Origin of the sequence: Lysinibacillus sp. fls2-241-R2A-57 (assembly GCF_030209535.1) — a bacterium.
In the GTDB taxonomy this organism is placed as follows: Bacteria; Bacillota; Bacilli; order Bacillales_A; family Planococcaceae; genus Lysinibacillus.
The window spans coordinates 34,791-52,792 of record NZ_JARVRU010000002.1 but is presented as its reverse complement, the minus strand read 5'-3'; the positions used below and the strand labels follow the sequence as shown (position 1 = coordinate 52,792).

Below are 18,002 nucleotides of genomic sequence, written 5' to 3'. Positions count from 1 at the left end.
TCCTATCAAAGGTGTCCTATTATTTTTTTGGGAATTAAGGTAGTTAAGAGTAATTAAGTCTAAACCACGACATTTAGTACGCAAACCTTGTAGGATGTAGCAATTATTAAGTATAATAGTAAAATGGGAATTCGACTGTATGGAATTCGTTTGAAAGGAGTTACCTGATTGCAATGAATGAGGAACAACGCTTAGCTAATCAACAAGTCAATCAACCAAAAAAAGAAGACAAGCCTGAAAAGGATTATAGTAAATATTTTGAAACGGTTTTCACGGCACCTTCATTAAAAGATGCCAAAAAACGTGGGAAAGAAGATATTAAGTACCATAAGGACTTTGACATTGCGGAAGAGTTTGCAGGTATGGGCATAGGACGTACATTTTATATTCGTACCTATGGCTGCCAAATGAATGAGCATGATACAGAAGTAATGGCCGGGATTTTTATGCAGCTTGGCTATACGCCTACAGATGTGATTGATGAAGCTGACGTCGTGCTACTGAATACGTGTGCTATCCGTGAAAATGCAGAAAATAAAGTATTTGGAGAACTTGGTTTCCTGCTGAAATATAAACGTAAAAATCCAGAAATGCTTATCGGGGTTTGTGGCTGTATGTCGCAGGAAGAATCCGTTGTCAATAAAATTTTAAGAAGCTATCCTCATGTCGATATGGTGTTTGGTACACATAATATTCACCGTTTACCAAACGTTTTAAAAGAAGCATATATGTCAAAGGAAATGGTCATTGAGGTTTGGTCTAAAGAAGGCGATGTTATTGAAAATCTGCCGAAAAAACGTCTTGGCTCTATCAAAGCTTGGGTAAATATTATGTATGGCTGTGATAAGTTTTGTACGTATTGTATCGTACCTTATACGCGTGGTAAGGAGCGTAGTCGTCGTCCGGAAGAAATCATTGCTGAAGTTCGTGAACTAGCAGCTTCGGGCTATAAAGAAATTATGCTGCTTGGACAAAATGTCAACGCTTACGGTAAGGATTTCGAGGATCTTGATTACCGACTTGGTGATTTAATGGACGAATTACGAAAAATTGATATTCCACGTATTCGCTTTACAACAAGTCATCCACGCGACTTCGATGATCATTTAATCGAAGTGCTTGCCAAACGTGGTAACTTAGTTGAGCATATTCACTTACCAGTACAATCTGGTTCAAATGAAGTGTTGAAAATTATGGCACGTAAATATACACGTGAGCATTTCCTTGGACTAGTAGCAAAAATTAAAGCGGCTATTCCTGAAGTAACACTAACGACTGATATTATTGTTGGCTATCCGAATGAAACAGAGGAGCAATTTGAAGAGACGTTAGCCTTGTACCGTGAAGTAGGCTTTGAAATGGCCTTTACGTATATTTACTCTCCTCGTGAGGGTACACCTGCTGCTAAAATGGTGGATAATGTACCTGAAGAAGTGAAAAAAGAACGTCTTCATCGATTAAATGAGGTTGTAGGGGAATATTCTCGCAAAGCATTAGAGAGCTTGAAGGGTGAAATAGTAGAAGTATTAGTCGAAGGTACAAGTAAAAAACGCGATGATGTGTTAGCTGGTTATACTCGTAAAAATCGTCTTGTAAACTTTAAAGCCCCGGCAGATCTAATTGGTCAATTAGTGAAAGTAAAAATAGTTGAAGCTACTTCCTATTCATTAAGTGGTGAATTCGTAGAAGTAGTAAAAAATGAAAAGGTGGAAGCGTAAATGACACAAGTATTATATACAAAAGAAGATTTAATCAAGAAGTCACATGAAATTGCGCATATGATTGCTAATACGCCAGAAGTTGAATTTTTCAAAAAGGCAGAAGCACAAATTAATGAAAACCAACAAGTACGTGAGCGTATTGCAAGTCTAAAAAGCCTACAAAAACAAGCTGTTAACTTCCAGCACTTAGGAAAAGAAAAAGCGCTGAAATTAATTGAAGACAAAATTGCTAAAATCGAAGAGGAAATCAATGCAATTCCAGTAGTACAACAATTTAAAGAATCTCAAGGTGATGTAAATGATTTGTTACAATTAGTATCGAATACAATCGCTAACAATGTCACAAATGAAATTGTTCGCTCAACAGGCGGCGATGTACTACGCGGAGAAACTGGCTCATATGTAGCCAATACAACACCAGGCAGCTGCTCATAAAAATAATAGAAGAAATAGTGGCTGGGACAAACTGGTCAAAACCTTAAAAAGCGCAAGAAATCAATTTAGAAAAGTTGATTTCTTGCGCTTTTTTTGATGTTGAATTTTGCCTTGGAAATATGCTTATGTCATAAGCGACGCAAATTATCAGTGCGATCAGGTAGTGTTGCATGAAGGTAGAGGTCGATATTTTTTGAAAGTTGGTTGATAAATTAAAAAAGTTGGTTGATAAATTAAAAAAGTTGGTTGATAAATTAAAAAAGTTGGTCGATAAACAATCAAAAGTTCTCGATAAATCTCAAAACCGCAGCTTATTAAAGATTTTGTCGCTGCCGTTACGCTAAAGTGAATACTTGCAATATGAAAAAAGAATTTTATCTTTATTCAATGGGTGCCCAAACAACACTGAAATAGAGGAACTCAGTCTAAGAACGCCACGTCCTGTGGTAATGACTGAGTGACCAACGTCGTGTTGGCCCAAAGCCTCCGGACGCAATTTAATTCAATAAAAATATATGTTCACCCAATAGGCGCTACCTGCATATGATGGAGTGAAAAGAGTCGAAGGAGGAATTGCGCTGAAACGTTTACGACAAATCGTGACGAAAGCAGTAGTTGCCAAAGGGAAGAAGAGAACGGAAGAACGTGTAACATTATGTCCATCGAATAAACCGACGAGTATTCTTGGTTGCTGGGTCATCAATCATACTTGCTCCGCAAAAAAAGTCGGTAAATTTGTAGAAGTATCAGGGAAATTTGATGTCAATGTATGGTATGCCTATAGTAATCATTCGAAAACAGCGGTGTTTTCTGAAACGATTCACTATAAAGACAAAGTGAAGCTTCATTTTAGAGATGGCGAAGTGAGTGTTGGTGATGATGTTCGAGTGCGTGTAGTTCAAGAGCCAAACTGCATCGAGGCAATTATTTCTCCATGCGGCACGAAATTTGAGATCGTAGTAGAACGCGAAGTCGTTGTAGAGGTAATGGGTGAAACGACGATTTGCATTAGTGTACATCCACTAGATTTCGAAGAGGAATGGAACTTTAAAGATGAGAGCTCATCCTCGTCTTCATCTAGCTCAAGCTCTAGTTCAAGCTCCTCGTCTAGCTCCAGCGGAGAAAGGTTTGTTTTAGAGTCCTCATCGTTTCCTGGTGAAAGACCAAGATAATACTAAAAGTTTGATACATGCGAAACGCTAGCATCTTAAAAAAAGATGAATGAGGCGTTTCGCATGTATCTTTTGTTATAATAAATATATCTATATGGCAAGAGCGAGGGAAATATTAATATGACTACTTATACACCAATGATGCAACAGTATTTGCAGGTAAAAGAAGATTACAAGGATGCCTTTTTATTTTTTAGATTAGGCGACTTTTACGAGATGTTTTTTGAGGACGCAATTAATGCTTCACAAATTTTAGAAATAACATTAACAAGCCGGGATGCAGGCGCAAAAGAGCGTATTCCAATGTGCGGAGTGCCTCATCATTCGGCGAAAAATTATATTGAAACACTTGTGCAAAAGGGCTATAAGGTTGCAGTTTGTGAGCAAACAGAAGATCCGAAGCAAGCAAAGGGTGTAGTGAAGCGTGAAGTCGTACAGCTTATTACACCAGGTACGATTATGGAAGGGAAGTCGCTTGATGGTAAAACCAATCATTTTATTGGTGCTGTGGAGCAACTTGATGATACGACATTTGGCTACGCTTATTTAGATTTATCTACAGGTGAAGCTATAGCCTCCTCAATTGAGGGCGATGGTAAGGCACTTTTAATGCAAATGCAAGCCTATGGTATTCGTGAACTGATTGTAACGGATAGTTTACAGCTAATGTTAGCGGAGCATGCAGTCAATGCTAGTATCGTACTTTCTGTTGAAATGGATGAAATGGCAATGGACAAGGCGGCAAGCTATTTAGAAGCAGTGCCAAATGAGTTACAAGCTGCTTGCCTTCGTTTGCTTACTTATATCGATAAAACACAAATGCGCTCTTTATCTCATATTCAAACATTTACGTACAATGAAATGAAAAATTATTTACGCATTGACTCTAGCTCAAAGCGTAATTTAGAGCTTATTCAATCCATACGCGGTGGCGATCAAAAAGGTACCCTCTTATGGCTATTAGATGACACAGTGACAGCAATGGGTGGGCGAAAGTTAAAACAGTGGCTACATCAGCCTCTTGCAACACGCTCTGCCATTGAAGCAAGACTAGCAATCGTGACAGATTTATTGGAGGAGTATTTTGTAAGAACAGAGCTGCAAGACTCTTTAAAACAAGTTTATGATTTAGAGCGTTTAGCTGGGCGAGTAGCTTTCGGTAATGTAGGCGGACGTGATTTAGCGCAGCTACGTGATTCGTTACGTCAGGTGCCTGCAATTCAGCAACAATTACTCGGTGTCAATAAAGAAACATTAGAAAAGCTTGGTGCAGCACTGGATACATGTGCGGATGTAGAGGCGCTATTAGCCCGTGCTATTACAGACAATCCACCAATTACGATTAAAGAGGGCGACGTCATACGTGATGGCTATAATGAGCGATTAGATGAGCTACGCTATGCCTCTCGAAATGGGAAGGATTGGATCGCGCAGCTAGAGCAAGAAGAACGGACGAAAACGGGCATTAAAAACTTAAAAATAGGCTATAATCGAATTTTCGGCTATTATATTGAAATTACAAAATCGAACATCCATCTAGCTGATTTAACACGCTATGAACGTAAGCAAACTTTGGCGAATGCCGAGCGTTATATTACACAGGAGCTTAAGGAAAAAGAAGCATTAATTTTAAATGCTGAAGAAGAAAGTTTAACGTTAGAGTACAACTTGTTTGTAGAAATACGCGATGAGTTAAAGGCATTTATTCCACGTGTACAGGCGTTAGCGGCAAGTATTAGTGAGTTAGATGTGCTGCTAAGCTTTGCGAGCGTTTCAGAGAAATATCGTTTTACGAAGCCTGAATTTCATGAAGGTCGTGCCCTTGAAATTATTGAGGGGCGCCATCCGGTTGTAGAAAAGATGCTCAATAAGCAAATGTATGTGCCGAACGATTGTGTACTTGAGAAAAATAACAATATGATGCTTATTACAGGACCGAATATGTCTGGTAAAAGTACGTATATGCGCCAGGTTGCACTGATCGTTGTCATGGCACAAATGGGCTGTTATGTGCCTGCTGAAAAGGCTAGATTACCAATTACAGATCAGATCTTTACACGTATTGGTGCAGCAGATGATTTAGCTGCTGGACAATCAACGTTTATGGTGGAGATGTTAGAATCTCAGCACGCTATTATGCATGCTACGAAAAATAGTTTGATGTTGTTTGACGAAATTGGTCGTGGGACATCAACTTATGATGGTATGAGTCTTGCTCAATCGATGATGGAATATATCCATGATAAAATAGGGGCAAATACGCTATTTTCAACTCATTATCATGAATTAACAGCACTTGAAAAAGAACTTTCTCGACTGCAAAATGTACACGTATCTGCTACCGAAAAAAATGGCACAGTTGTCTTTTTACACAAGGTGAAAAAGGGAGCTGCCGATAAATCTTACGGAATTCATGTAGCACAGCTTGCACAATTGCCAGAGGAGATTTTAACAAGAGCACAAGTTCTGCTTGAAAACTTCGAGGCTGGCAAGGTAGTTGCGGTGTCAGAGGAGGTTGCTGAGCAGCCAGTGCAAATGTCACTATTTACAGAGGGAGAATCAATCTCTCCATCAGAGGCAAAGGTGCTTAAAAACTTAGAAAAAGTAAATATTCTTGGGACTTCACCAATGCAAGCGATGAATATTTTATACGAATTACAACAGCAGCTATTAAACGCAAAAAAGTAAAGGAGTGATGCGCTATGGGAAAAATACAAATTATGGACGAGTGGCTGTCCAATAAAATTGCTGCAGGGGAAGTAGTTGAAAGGCCAGCCTCTGTAGTTAAAGAGCTTGTTGAAAATGCCATTGATGCCGGAAGTACGTCCATTGATGTTTTTTTACTAGAAGCGGGCCTCACTTCAATTCAGGTAATTGATAATGGTAGTGGCATGGATGATGAGGATGCACTAATATCATACTCTCGCCATGCAACAAGTAAAATCCATCAGGAGCATGATTTATTTCGAATTCGTACACTTGGCTTCCGCGGTGAGGCATTAGCTTCTATTGCATCGGTGTCTAAAATGACACTCATTACGTCAAATGGGGAATCAGGTACTTATTTAGAGCTTGAAGGTGGCCACGTCGCTACACATAAACCTGGGCCTTTACGTAAAGGAACAGATATTACAGTGGCACAGTTATTTTTCAATACACCTGCACGTTTAAAATATATGAAAACAATACAGACCGAGCTTGGGCACACAATTGACCTAATGAACCGTCTTGCGCTTGGAAATCCACAAATTGCGTTTAGATTGCTACATAACGGTCAGCAATTGTTACAAACCAATGGACGGGGTGACGTGCAGCAAGTACTAGCTGCCATTTACGGTGTGCATAATGCCAAGAAAATGGTGTCCTTCAATGGTGAGTCACACGATTACAAAATTTCTGGCTTCGTGTCACTACCAGAGGTTACTCGTGCCTCGAAAAACTATATGTCGTTGTTTGTTAATGGTCGGTGGGTAAAGCATTATTTGGTACAAAAAGCGATTGTAGATGCCTATCATACGTATTTACCAATTGAGCGTTTTCCGATTGTGGCACTCTTTATAGAGGGTGATCCTTATTTAACAGATGTCAACGTTCATCCTGCTAAGCATCAAATACGTTTAAGTAAAGAACCAGAGCTTCTTAAACTAATTGAGGAAACAATACGGGAGCAAATACGCAATATTATTCGAGTGCCGCAAATGGAAAAGAAGGAAAAAGTTCCAAAGCCTACAACCGAGCAGTTAAATATATGGAAGCCGGCACCAAAGCTTGATGTGGGGAAAATGAATGCCATTGTAGAAAAGCTTTATGATGTGCAAACTGTTCAGGAACAAAGCAAATTAGATCCTATAGTACCAGAGCCCGTCCCTACTGTTATTGAAGATAGCTGGCAACCAACACCAGTGATGGAAGTGAATCGTCCTGAAGAAGAAGTGACACTAGAAGAGCCAATGGAAGTTTTGGAGGATGAGCCTAAGAAAGAACCATTCCCTGCACTTGAAGTAGTTGGGCAAATTCACGGTACGTACATTGTTGCACAGATGGAGGATGGCTTTTATTTAATCGATCAGCACGCGGCTCAGGAGCGTATTAAATATGAATTTTTCCGTGAAAAGGTCGGTCAGGTGAACCCGAATGAACGTCAGACTTTATTGCTTCCATTGACTTTCCATTATGCAGCTGATGAGGCGCTTATTCTAAGAGAAAATAGGCAGGAGTTAGAAGCTGTCGGTGTATTTTTAGAGGAGTTTGGACAATCATCATTTGTCGTGAGAGAGCATCCTAGCTGGTTTCCTAAAGGAGAAGAACAAGAAATTATTGAGGACTTAATTGAACAGGTGCTGACAACTAAAAAGGCTGACGTCAAAAAATTACGTGAGGCGGCAGCCATTATGATGAGCTGTAAAAAATCGATAAAGGCCAATTATTATTTAACGAAAGAGCAAATGGAAACGTTATTACAAGATTTACGTAATGCTGATAATCCATTTACATGCCCACACGGACGTCCAGTACTTATTCATTTTACAACTTATGAAGTGGAAAAAATGTTTAAACGGGTAATGTAGTTGTTAACGCCTGACATTTTTGAAAGGGTGACAATGTATTGCCTCTCATACATTGCTGTATAATATCTACAACTTGAAGTGGAATGAAGAAATTTGTACGCTATTAAATATTCCAATGTCAATGTTGCCAGAGATGAAAAATTCATCAGAGATTTATATAAAAACTGCGCCAAGGATATTCTTTACTGGGGAAATTCTGTTTGCAGGTATAGTAGGTCTTGCACCGAATTTTTGGTTGACCTAACTTATCAATCCAAAATAGAAACACAACAAGGACTGGCTCTTTAAGCGATCTAGCAAAAAATTGTAGAGGTTACATGTATTTTCAAATCATAGCTAATGGGGGAAAAAGGTATGTTTTCATTTGAGCATCGTCCAAAAATTATGCATTTTTTAGAGCAATATAGCTTTGACGTATTAGTCATTGGTGGCGGGATTACTGGCGCTGGCATTGCGCTTGATGCTGCATCTAGAGGGTTATCAGTCGCTTTGATTGAGAAGCAGGATTTTTCTGCTGGCACATCAAGCCGTTCAACAAAGCTTATTCATGGTGGACTTCGTTATTTAAAGCAATTTGATGTAGGTGTAGTAGCTGAGGTTGGTCGTGAGCGTGAAATTGTTTATGGCAATGCTGTTCACGTTACAACACCTGAAAAAATGCTCTTACCATTATATAAAAAAGGCTCACTCGGACCATTTACAACATCATTTGCGTTGAAAGTATATGATCGATTAGCGGGTGTCAAAAAGCATGAACGTAGAACAATGCTGAACGCTCAGGAAACGGCAGCACTAGAGCCTTTACTTAATCGAGATGAGCTTGTCGGTGGTGGTTATTACGTTGAATATCGTACGGATGATGCCCGTCTGACAATAGAAGTGCTGAAAAAAGCAGTGGAATACGGGGCACTATGTCTAAATTATGCGGAAATGACAGAGTTTTTATATCAAAAGAAAAAGCTTGTAGGCATAAAAGTACAGGATCATGTGACGGGGAAAGAGATCGAAGTGCACGCTGCGCAAATCATCAATGCTACTGGACCTTGGGTAGATGAGGTTCGTCAAAAGGATAAAGTAGCAGACAAAAAGCAATTACGTCTCACAAAAGGAGTTCATATCGTTCTTGATCAAAAGGATTTTCCATTAAGGCAAGCGGTGTATTTTGATATAGTAGATGGGCGTATGGCCTTTGCAATTCCACGTGATGGCAAAACCTATGTAGGAACAACAGATACAGTTTACGAGGGAGATCCTGTACATCCTGTCGCTAGCAAAGAGGATGTTGATTATTTAATTGCTGCTGCAAAAACTGTTTTTCCAACAGCAAATATTTCAAGAGAAACAATTGAATCGTCGTGGGCAGGTGTACGTCCACTTATTTATGAAAAAGGAAAGGATCCATCTGAAATTTCACGAAAAGATGAAATATGGACAGCTCCAAGTGGACTAATGACAATTGCAGGTGGCAAACTAACAGGCTACCGTCAAATGGCAGAAACAATCGTTGATAAAATTGTGAAAACACATAATTATAAGCACGCAGGTCCATGTATCACGCGCGAGTTATCACTTTCCGGGGCAAAAGGTATTAACGCTATCAATTTCCCTGATTATAGTACCTATAAAGCAAGAGAGGGCGTTCATTATGGCCTTAATTATGATGAAGCAAAACAGCTCGTACAAAAATATGGCACAAATGTAGATGCGTTATTTAACCAAGTGAAATATTTGCATGAACATGGAAGTACGATGCCTCTTGCCTTACATGCAATGCTACTTTATGGTATAGAAGCAGAAATGGTGTACACACCAAGTGATTTCTTTATTCGACGTACAGGCTTATTATACTTCGATATTGATGCGGTAAAACGTTATAAACAGCAGGTCATTCAAGTTATGCAACACCGTTTTCACTATACAGAGTCACAAAGAAATACGTATATCGCTCAACTAGAGCAAGCTATTTTAGATGCAACAAGTTTTGTATAGGAAGGAGTGCAAATAATGGAGCGCTATATTGAAATGTCAGATGGTCATTTTCTGTTTACTCGAACATTCAAGCCGTCGAATCCATGTATTGGTCATATTCATATTTTACATGGTATGGCGGAGCATAGTGGACGTTATGTAAAATTGGCTCGTACTCTAAATGAAGCTGGCTATGCGGTGACAATGCATGATCACCGAGGGCATGGAGAAACAGCCGCCTATAATGGCACACTAGGTTTTTTTGCTGAACAAAATGGGTTTGACCGTGTAGTAGAGGATGCTCATGAAGTCGTTACGTCTTTACATGCACAGTTTGCAGATGTGCCTTTGATTTTATTTGGTCATAGTATGGGGTCGTTCATTACTAGAAGATATATACAGTTGTATAGCGATCATGTAGATAATGCGATTCTTTGTGGAACCGGGAATGTGACAGCATTGCATACGATGGGAAATTTTGTAGCAAAAGCATTGGCCAAGCAATTTGGTAAAGAGACACAGAGCAAAATATTAAATAAGCTTAGCTTTGGTAGTTTTAATAAGCAGTTCCCAAGTTCGAAGACTGCGTATGACTGGTTATGTTCGGCAGAGGACGAGGTCCAAAAATATATAGATGATCCGTATTGCGGCTTTATACCAACAAATCAATTTTTTGTGGATTTAACATCTGGTTTTATGTCGTTAAATCGTAAAAAAGAGATAGCTAAAATAAAGCAAGAGTTACCGATATTATTGATAAGTGGTAGCAAGGATCCAGTTGGAGAACAAGGTCAAGGCATATATGCTGTGGCAGAACAATTTGCAGCAGCAGGCATACAGGATGTGACGGTTTACTTATTTGAGGATAAACGTCATGAAATCTTGAACGAGGATAATCAAGAGGCAGTCTATCAAGTTTTATTACGGTGGTTAGAAAAATATGATACAAGATAAAATACAGCAAGCAGAGGTCGTAGCAATCGTAGGACCTACTGCTTCTGGTAAAACAGCACTAAGCATTGAGTTAGCGAAAAAATATAATGGCGAAATCATTAATGGTGACTCTATGCAAATCTATAAAGGTTTAGATATTGGTACAGCGAAAATTACTGAAGAAGAGATGGAAGGTGTGCCACATCATTTAATTAGCTTTAAAGAGCCAACGGAGCCTTTCTCAGTAGCTGACTATCAAAAATTAGTGCGAGCTAAGATTGCAGAAATTCAAGCAAGTGGCAAGCTACCGATTATTGTAGGTGGCTCAGGCTTATATGTACAGGCAGTGCTCTATGACTTTCAATTTACAGAGGAGCAGGTAGATGAGGTGGCACGGAAAGCCTATTATGAGGAACTTGAGAAATTAGGTCCAGAGGCTATGCATGCTAAGCTTAAAAAACTTGATCCACAAACAGCAGAAACAATTCATCCAAATAATACTCGTCGTGTCATACGCGCGTTAGAAATGATTGAACTTAGTGGCGTTTCAAAGGCAGCAGAAGCACAAAATCGTGGAGAAGTCCCACTTTACAATCATGTAATTTTAGGGCTAGGGCAAAATATGTCACGCGAAGAGCTCTATGATCGAATTAACCGCCGTGTCGATTTAATGATGGAAAAGGGGCTTTTGGAAGAAGTAAAGGGTTTATGGCAACAAAATATACGTGGTGTGCAATCAATCCAAGCAATCGGCTACAAGGAATTATATGACTACCTAGATGGCAAATGTTCTTTAGAAGAAGCCATTGACAGTTTGAAACAAAATTCTCGCCGCTATGCGAAAAGACAGCTAACATATTTCCGCAATAAAATGGATATATACTTCCTTAAAAATGACGAACAACTTTAATTGATCTCGCCTTATCGTAGATTTTGTTTTTATACTTTTGATAAATTTCTAAAAATTACTAATTGCTAAATTGGTAGAACATGCTACTATAGGAATGAAGAGGTAGAAAGAGAGTAGGGGGAGGCATATTTGATGAAATCAATTAACTTGCAAGATACGTTCTTGAACCATCTACGTAAAAACAGTGTTTTTGTAACTGTGTTTCTGTTAAACGGATTCCAGTTAAAAGGGACTGTGAAATCCTATGATAATTTTACAGTGTTATTAGTAGATGTTGATAGCAAACAGCATCTTATTTACAAACACGCTATTTCTACATTTGTTCCAGCAAAGCAAGTCGATTTTTTAGAGACAGAAGAATAAATAACTATATTTAAACAGTTAGTGTTGTCGACACTAGCTGTTTTTTTGCCTTCGGGCTATAATGTAAGAGGAAATCGACATATTGGAGGACTACACATATGAAATCTATGGATACAACACAATTATTAGAACTATTAGATGCAAACAAAGACCTATACATTATTGATGTACGTGAAGATGATGAAGTGGCACAAGGCATGATTCCTGGTGCTCAGCATATTGCTCTTGGGACAATCCCTGATCGCTTAGACGAATTAGATTCTTCTAAGCCATACGTTATCGTTTGCAAGGCTGGCGCTCGTTCAGCAAATGCTTGTGGATATCTAGACGCTCAAGGCTTTGACGTAACAAACCTTGAAGGCGGCATGCTTGCTTATGATGGAGAGTTAGAATTTAAATAATGGTCGATTTAAACCCTCGTGGTTTTATCAAGACCTAAATTGTAAAAGTCATAAAATATAAAGGGTGATACATATTAGTCATATATAATATGTATCACCCTTTTACTTCTTGCTCAGTAATCGCACCTGGTTTGGATATTTACGTTAATATCGATGTTTATCTTGTGGAAAATTTTACTTAAACTCCCACAAAAGAATGTAATCACCTTTCATTTTCTGTGGTGTAGAGCTGCGGTGAAAGTCGCACGTACGATGTGGACAGGGGGAAAAGCTGGCGATAATTTCAAAGGCTTACCATGAGGTGTTTTCTTATGAAAAAAGTTCTTATATTAATTATTGCCATTTCTCTTTTTGGCGTTTTATCAAAAACTAAAGCAATGATAATTGAATATGCAAAGGTTAATTTATCCGTATAATTATGCCTTTAAAATGGATTCTCTTCAACAGACTATCTCAATAGTCTTGACAACCGCAGACTATCGCAGTAGTATTAGTGTGTGGCAAACTATTGCAATAGTCCACTTAAGAAAAGGAGCATGCGCGTATGCAAGTTAAATTGTTTGATTCGGAATTACAAGTCATGAATATTTTATGGGAAGAAGGCGATTTGACAGCTAAACAGCTCTCACAAATGTTAAACGAACGAATAGGGTGGAATAAAAATACCACCTATACCGTCATAAAAAAATGTATAAAAAAAGAGGCCATTGAAAGAATTGAACCTAACTTTATCTGTCATCCAATCATCAGAAAAGAACAGATACAAGAACAAGAAACGACGGAATTGATTGATAAAATATTTAATGGTTCTAAAACTTTACTATTCGCATCCCTACTAGACAAGAAAAAAATGTCCGCGAGTGAGATCGATAAATTAAAGCAAATTGTTAAAGATCTTGAATGAGGAATTATGATATGAGTATCCTCAACATGAGTGTAGACGCATCTCTCCTCCTCATCATTGTGATATTGATGAGGATGTTAGTAAGAAATAAAGTGCCAAAACAAACATTTTTAATTCTTTGGGGAATCGTTGCATTTAAACTACTCATCCCCTACTCTTTTTATTCAAAGTTGAGCATACAGCCTATGCTGAAAAACTTATTTGTTACGCTCACTTACTCAAATGATTCGGAAAGTATGCACAATACAATCGAAATCGCACAAACATCAAACACGTTCTATCACCAGCTTTTGCTTGTGATGACAAGCGATTTCGTTCAGTACATTTGGGCATGTGGGGGTATCGTGGTTTTGCTATTCTTTATAGTGGCCTATGTTAGATTTTATAAAGAATTTCAAACAGCCATCCCAGTGAAGAATAATGAGTATCTAGATCAATGGCTAAAAGATCATAAGTTAAAAAGAACTATTCAAATTGCAGTATCAGATAGAATAAAAACCCCATTAACATATGGAATCTTTAAACCAGTCATCTTATTGCCGAAATCAACAAATTGGGAAGACGCTACAAATATTCAGTTTATTCTCACGCATGAATTAATTCATATTAAACGTTTTGACGTTTTGTGGAAAGTAATTTTAACGATTATGGTAGCTTTGCATTGGTTTAATCCATTAGTTTGGTTTATGTATTTTTTAGTAAACAGAGACATTGAATTGTCTTGCGACGAAAGGGTTATTAGACAGTTTGGAGATAAGGCAAAGTCAGCATATGCACTATCTCTCATCAATATGGCAGATGAAACCTATACGGTTACGCCGCTTTGTAATCATTTTAGTAAAAACGGGATTGAAGAAAGGATAGTGTCCATTATGACCTTAAAGAAAAAGTCGGTTTTAGGAACAGTATTAGCGTGTACATTAGTCATTGGAGGTATGACCGTCTTTGCGGCAACTGGCCAAGAGCCACCAACGCTGAAAGAAGGCAAAGAACGAAATGCAGTTATTGTTACTGATGCTTCAAATAGTACGATGGAACCACATGTAATCGCAACAAATAAAGGCAAAGAACGAAATGCAGTTATTGTTACTGATGCTTCAAATAGTACGACGGAACCACATGTAATTGCAACAAATAAAGGCAAAGAACGAAATGCAGTTATTGTTACCGAGGCTTCAAATAGTACGACGGAACCACATGTAATCGCAACAAATAAAGGCGAAAAATGAAATGTAATTATTGTTACTGATGCATCAAATAGTACGACGGAATAGCGTTTAATCGCAACAAATGAAGAATAAATAAGTTGCTCCAAAGACTAGTCCTGAAATCCGGGACTAGTTTTCATTTACTCCATCATTTTTTCATAATAAACTCAATTTCTTCCCACTTTGTTGGTGTGGTTTTAAAATAAAGTTTGATGAGAAATCCTATTAGCTTTAAAGTTAATAGGATTTCTTATTAAACAATAAAGTTAGATGATCAAAGAAAAGAAGTAATACAATTTAATATTAGTTTCGATGAACCGCAGCGAAAGATAAGAAAAAGCCATTCCCTCCACAAGTGGAGAGAATGACTTTCCTTCATAAATCGCAAAACTACTGATTATAGTTTTGCCCAACGTTCCTCTAACCAGTTCATAAATTGTACACCTTTGTCGCCTTCATACGCATCAAAGACATCTAAACGCATACGTTTTAGTTTATCCGCAAAGTCTGCCACTGTATGGTCCTTTGGCAAGCTCTTTTTCACCCTCAGGAAAATTTTGTCTGTGCCTTTGATAATATCAAAACGTGCAGGTGATGGCTTCTCTACGTCCTCACCAAACGCCACGAGTGCTTCATAGGCTGCTAATTGCACCTTGTTGACAGTATCATGCTGCATACGATTTTTTAATAAATCAATGATTTTGTCATGTTGATAAGCCGATAACATTTCGACTGCGTCTAAACGCTCTCGCCAGCTAGACGTATAATTGGCCTGTTTTTTTAATGTTTCATACTGCTCCGGTAATGCTGTTTCAAACTGTTTCAAGTAATTGCACCTCTTTTTTTAACTAGAGGAAAAATGAATTCTTCTTCTGCTTCTCTTATTATACGTTGTCTGGGTGAAAATAGCGATGAATCGCTGGTAAGGAAATATATAGAAAATGGAAACTAACTACATTAAGGTGAACCGTATCATAAGTATGTACTATTCTTTATTAGATTTGCTTTTCTTATTAAACTCCCATGAAAGAACGTAATCATCTTTCATTTTCTGTGGTGAAGTGCTGATTTTTGAACTTCAGAAGATGAAAAACAAATAACAACAACTAGTATTAATATTCAAAAAGCAAATTTAGAAGATGTATTCTTAAATATGACTGGAAGTGTTTTGAAAGTATGAATAGTTTTGTGAATTTGTCTTCTATATTTTTAAAAATGGAATTAAGAAGTAAACAAGCGGCTATTATGAGTACTGTGTTCCCTATTTTAATGATGGCTTTAATGGGTACAGCAGGAAAAGATGCGGCAAGAGATGGTATGTCATATATGAACTATATCTTTCCAGGTATTCTAGGAATGGCTTATGGAGCTATCGGTCTAATAGCTTTACCTGTGATGATCGTTTCATATAGGGAAAGGGGTATTTTAAAAAAAACTAAAGTTACGCCAATTTCTACATCAAAAATAATGGTATCAATTTTTAGTACACAGCTTTTCATTATGGCTATACAAACAGTTATTATATTGGGCATCAGTGTTTTTATTTTTAATGTCCAATTAAATTTTAGTTCTATTTATACTCTTTTATTGATTCCGTTGTTATTGATGGGTGGTCTTAGTTTATTAGGTGTAGGTTTAATAATCGGAATATATGCTAATAACGCAAAAAACGCCACTACTATGGGAAACCTTTCAAATCTTGTATTCATTTTTTTAGGTGGTACTTTCTTCCCGAGTGATGTGTGGCCAAAATTTTTAATGCCATTTGTTTATATTAATCCACTTAATTATATTATTGAAGCTATAAGAAAAACACTTATCTTCGAGACTCAAAATCTTAATACTTATCTAACCGAGTTATCAGTATTAACTGCTATAGCAGTAATTACGTTAGTATTTTGTGTTAAAGTTTTTAAATATGAATAATCAAGTATATTCGTTCACTTCAAAATGTCAACAATGCTCAACAACTTTAAATATTGACACTAAAAACACTTTATCGTAAATTTAAAATAATTGCATAAAAGCTTTAGGTGCCCATTGCGGGAGAATAGGGAATAAAGTGAAAAGCTTTAGCGGTCCCACCACTGTAAAAGGGAGTTTCATAGAGAATGCCACTAGCAATGTTCTGGGAAGGTTCTATGAAATGTTGAAATTGAGCCAGGAGACCTGCCTAACTGCTTCGTATTTTATAGACGATGGAAAAGTCTGTAGTTTATTTGTTATGAAATAAACTACAGGCTTTTTATTTTTTTCTCTAGATCAATCTTCGAGTAACAAGGGCAAAAAAGAAAGGGGAAATTTTCATGCAATTATTACAACAAACGATTCAAAACATTCAAAGTGTGGACAACAAAATGATGGAGACAGCAAGGGAGTACATAGATGCACTTAGCAAGCCTCCAGGAAGCTTGGGGAAACTTGAGTCTTTAGCAGTGCAACTATCAGGAATTACTGGAGAACTATTTCCGGCGATTGATAGTAAAGCAATTATTGTCTGTGCAGCAGATCATGGTGTTTATGATGAAGGGGTAACGTCAAATCCGCAAAATGTAACGGTCTTTCAAACATTAAATTTTCCTAGAGGAGGAACAGGTGTCTGCGCTGTAGCGAAAATAACAAATGCCAAAATAGTCACAGTAGACGTTGGTGTTAAAGAGGATATTCCACTTGATGCTGGTGTCATCATTAAAAAAATTAAATACGGAACGGACAATATGGCAAAAGGTCCTGCTATGTCAAGGGAAGAAGCCATTCAATCAATTGAAGTAGGAATTGAAGTAGCTACGGAGGAAATAAAAAAAGGGATCAATGTACTCGGGACAGGTGAAATGGGGATAGCTAATACAACACCGAGTGCTGCAATATTATCGGTTCTTCATGAGTGTCATCCAAGTGAAGTAACAGGATTCGGTGCAGGTGTTGGACCGGGGGGGCTGGCACATAAAGTAGCAGTCATTCACAATGCCATTGCATTAAATAAACCAAATCGAGACGATGCGATTGATATTCTTGCAAAAGTTGGTGGGTTAGAAATAGGCGCTATGGCTGGGGTTATACTTGCTGCAGCTGTCAATCGCAAACCTGTTGTGATCGATGGCTTTATTTCTACTATTGCTGCACTTATTGCATACGAACTTGAACCAAAAGTAAAAGACTATATCATTCCTTCTCATGCTTCTGAAGAACCAGGTGCTAAAATTGCAGCTGAATTGCTCGGGGTTGAACCGATGCTACAGATGAATATGCGATTGGGCGAAGGCTCTGGTGCAGCTTTAGCGTTTCCTATTTTGGATGCAGCAAGCTCCATGATGAAAAACATGGTTACATTAGAGGAATCTATACTGCTGTTAGAAAAGTAATTTAAAGATTATGAGGTTCTCAAATAAGTTTTTTATTTACAGGATTAAAAAAACAAG

General features: G+C 37.9%; 16 protein-coding genes and 1 riboswitch. Of the genes, 15 read left to right on the top strand and 1 reads right to left on the bottom strand.

Annotated elements, in window-relative coordinates:
- Positions 1-173 precede the first annotated feature (173 nt).
- From miaB to QRN68_RS00285, 13 genes are all read left to right on the top strand, one after another.
- Complete coding sequence (gene miaB, locus QRN68_RS00345; RefSeq protein ID WP_285394550.1) at positions 174-1,718, top strand: tRNA (N6-isopentenyl adenosine(37)-C2)-methylthiotransferase MiaB; 1,545 nt, start codon at positions 174-176, stop codon at positions 1,716-1,718.
- Positions 1,719-2,156, top strand: coding sequence for a YlbF/YmcA family competence regulator (locus QRN68_RS00340; RefSeq protein WP_285394548.1), 438 nt, complete (start codon positions 1,719-1,721; stop codon positions 2,154-2,156).
- Positions 2,157-2,707: 551 nt separating this feature from the next.
- A complete protein-coding gene (cotE, locus tag QRN68_RS00335; protein WP_285394546.1) occupies positions 2,708-3,328 on the top strand; it encodes an outer spore coat protein CotE in 621 nt (206 codons plus the stop codon).
- 120 nt (positions 3,329-3,448) lie between these two features.
- Positions 3,449-6,016 (top strand): DNA mismatch repair protein MutS, encoded by a 2,568-nt coding sequence (mutS, locus tag QRN68_RS00330; RefSeq protein WP_285394544.1) that lies wholly within the window; start codon positions 3,449-3,451, stop codon positions 6,014-6,016.
- Between the two features lie 14 nt (positions 6,017-6,030).
- Complete coding sequence (gene mutL / locus QRN68_RS00325) at positions 6,031-7,896, top strand: DNA mismatch repair endonuclease MutL (protein ID WP_285394542.1); 1,866 nt, start codon at positions 6,031-6,033, stop codon at positions 7,894-7,896.
- A gap of 52 nt (positions 7,897-7,948) precedes the next feature.
- Positions 7,949-8,140, top strand: coding sequence for an FGGY family carbohydrate kinase (locus QRN68_RS00320; protein ID WP_285394540.1), 192 nt, complete (start codon positions 7,949-7,951; stop codon positions 8,138-8,140).
- Positions 8,141-8,250: 110 nt separating this feature from the next.
- Complete coding sequence (locus QRN68_RS00315) at positions 8,251-9,885, top strand: glycerol-3-phosphate dehydrogenase/oxidase (protein ID WP_285394538.1); 1,635 nt, start codon at positions 8,251-8,253, stop codon at positions 9,883-9,885.
- A gap of 15 nt (positions 9,886-9,900) precedes the next feature.
- Complete coding sequence (locus QRN68_RS00310) at positions 9,901-10,818, top strand: alpha/beta fold hydrolase (RefSeq protein ID WP_285394535.1); 918 nt, start codon at positions 9,901-9,903, stop codon at positions 10,816-10,818.
- The gene (miaA, locus tag QRN68_RS00305) at positions 10,805-11,707 is read left to right on the top strand and encodes a tRNA (adenosine(37)-N6)-dimethylallyltransferase MiaA (protein WP_285394534.1); all 903 of its coding nucleotides are present in this window, start codon (positions 10,805-10,807) and stop codon (positions 11,705-11,707) included. The genes QRN68_RS00310 and miaA overlap by 14 nt, the downstream gene beginning before the upstream one ends.
- Before the next feature lie 132 nt (positions 11,708-11,839).
- Positions 11,840-12,070 carry an RNA chaperone Hfq gene (gene hfq, locus QRN68_RS00300; protein WP_285394533.1) on the top strand — a complete coding sequence of 77 codons (231 nt, stop codon included), beginning with the start codon at positions 11,840-11,842 and terminating at the stop codon, positions 12,068-12,070.
- Positions 12,071-12,168: 98 nt separating this feature from the next.
- The gene (locus QRN68_RS00295; RefSeq protein WP_285394531.1) at positions 12,169-12,471 is read left to right on the top strand and encodes a rhodanese-like domain-containing protein; all 303 of its coding nucleotides are present in this window, start codon (positions 12,169-12,171) and stop codon (positions 12,469-12,471) included.
- Positions 12,472-13,015: 544 nt separating this feature from the next.
- Positions 13,016-13,375, top strand: coding sequence for a BlaI/MecI/CopY family transcriptional regulator (locus QRN68_RS00290; protein WP_285394530.1), 360 nt, complete (start codon positions 13,016-13,018; stop codon positions 13,373-13,375).
- Positions 13,372-14,604: a M56 family metallopeptidase gene (locus QRN68_RS00285; RefSeq protein WP_350224322.1), complete on the top strand. Its 1,233-nt coding sequence runs from the start codon at positions 13,372-13,374 to the stop codon at positions 14,602-14,604. The genes QRN68_RS00290 and QRN68_RS00285 overlap by 4 nt, the downstream gene beginning before the upstream one ends.
- A gap of 376 nt (positions 14,605-14,980) precedes the next feature.
- On the opposite strand, the gene QRN68_RS00280 is transcribed toward QRN68_RS00285, so the two are convergent.
- Positions 14,981-15,409, bottom strand: a complete 429-nt coding sequence (locus tag QRN68_RS00280; RefSeq protein WP_285394529.1) for a HEAT repeat domain-containing protein — start codon at positions 15,407-15,409, stop codon at positions 14,981-14,983.
- A 350-nt stretch (positions 15,410-15,759) separates the two neighbouring features.
- Here QRN68_RS00280 and QRN68_RS00275 point away from each other — a divergent pair, with 350 nt between their 5' ends.
- Both QRN68_RS00275 and cobT read left to right on the top strand, forming a co-directional pair.
- Positions 15,760-16,509: an ABC transporter permease gene (locus QRN68_RS00275; protein WP_285394528.1), complete on the top strand. Its 750-nt coding sequence runs from the start codon at positions 15,760-15,762 to the stop codon at positions 16,507-16,509.
- Between the two features lie 88 nt (positions 16,510-16,597).
- Positions 16,598-16,774, top strand: a riboswitch (cobalamin riboswitch).
- Positions 16,775-16,889: 115 nt separating this feature from the next.
- Positions 16,890-17,945, top strand: coding sequence for a nicotinate-nucleotide--dimethylbenzimidazole phosphoribosyltransferase (gene cobT, locus QRN68_RS00270; RefSeq protein WP_285394526.1), 1,056 nt, complete (start codon positions 16,890-16,892; stop codon positions 17,943-17,945).
- The last annotated feature ends 57 nt before the right edge of the window (positions 17,946-18,002 follow it).

Coding starts and splice junctions, on each gene's coding strand:
- miaA (WP_285394534.1), top strand. CDS start 10,805: ATGATACAAGATAAAATACAGCAAGCAGAGGTCGTAGCAATCGTAGGA.
- QRN68_RS00310 (WP_285394535.1), top strand. CDS start 9,901: ATGGAGCGCTATATTGAAATGTCAGATGGTCATTTTCTGTTTACTCGA.
- mutS (WP_285394544.1), top strand. CDS start 3,449: ATGACTACTTATACACCAATGATGCAACAGTATTTGCAGGTAAAAGAA.
- QRN68_RS00285 (WP_350224322.1), top strand. CDS start 13,372: ATGAGGAATTATGATATGAGTATCCTCAACATGAGTGTAGACGCATCT.
- QRN68_RS00275 (WP_285394528.1), top strand. CDS start 15,760: ATGAATAGTTTTGTGAATTTGTCTTCTATATTTTTAAAAATGGAATTA.
- mutL (WP_285394542.1), top strand. CDS start 6,031: ATGGGAAAAATACAAATTATGGACGAGTGGCTGTCCAATAAAATTGCT.
- QRN68_RS00315 (WP_285394538.1), top strand. CDS start 8,251: ATGTTTTCATTTGAGCATCGTCCAAAAATTATGCATTTTTTAGAGCAA.
- QRN68_RS00295 (WP_285394531.1), top strand. CDS start 12,169: ATGAAATCTATGGATACAACACAATTATTAGAACTATTAGATGCAAAC.
- hfq (WP_285394533.1), top strand. CDS start 11,840: ATGAAATCAATTAACTTGCAAGATACGTTCTTGAACCATCTACGTAAA.
- QRN68_RS00290 (WP_285394530.1), top strand. CDS start 13,016: ATGCAAGTTAAATTGTTTGATTCGGAATTACAAGTCATGAATATTTTA.
- QRN68_RS00340 (WP_285394548.1), top strand. CDS start 1,719: ATGACACAAGTATTATATACAAAAGAAGATTTAATCAAGAAGTCACAT.
- miaB (WP_285394550.1), top strand. CDS start 174: ATGAATGAGGAACAACGCTTAGCTAATCAACAAGTCAATCAACCAAAA.
- cobT (WP_285394526.1), top strand. CDS start 16,890: ATGCAATTATTACAACAAACGATTCAAAACATTCAAAGTGTGGACAAC.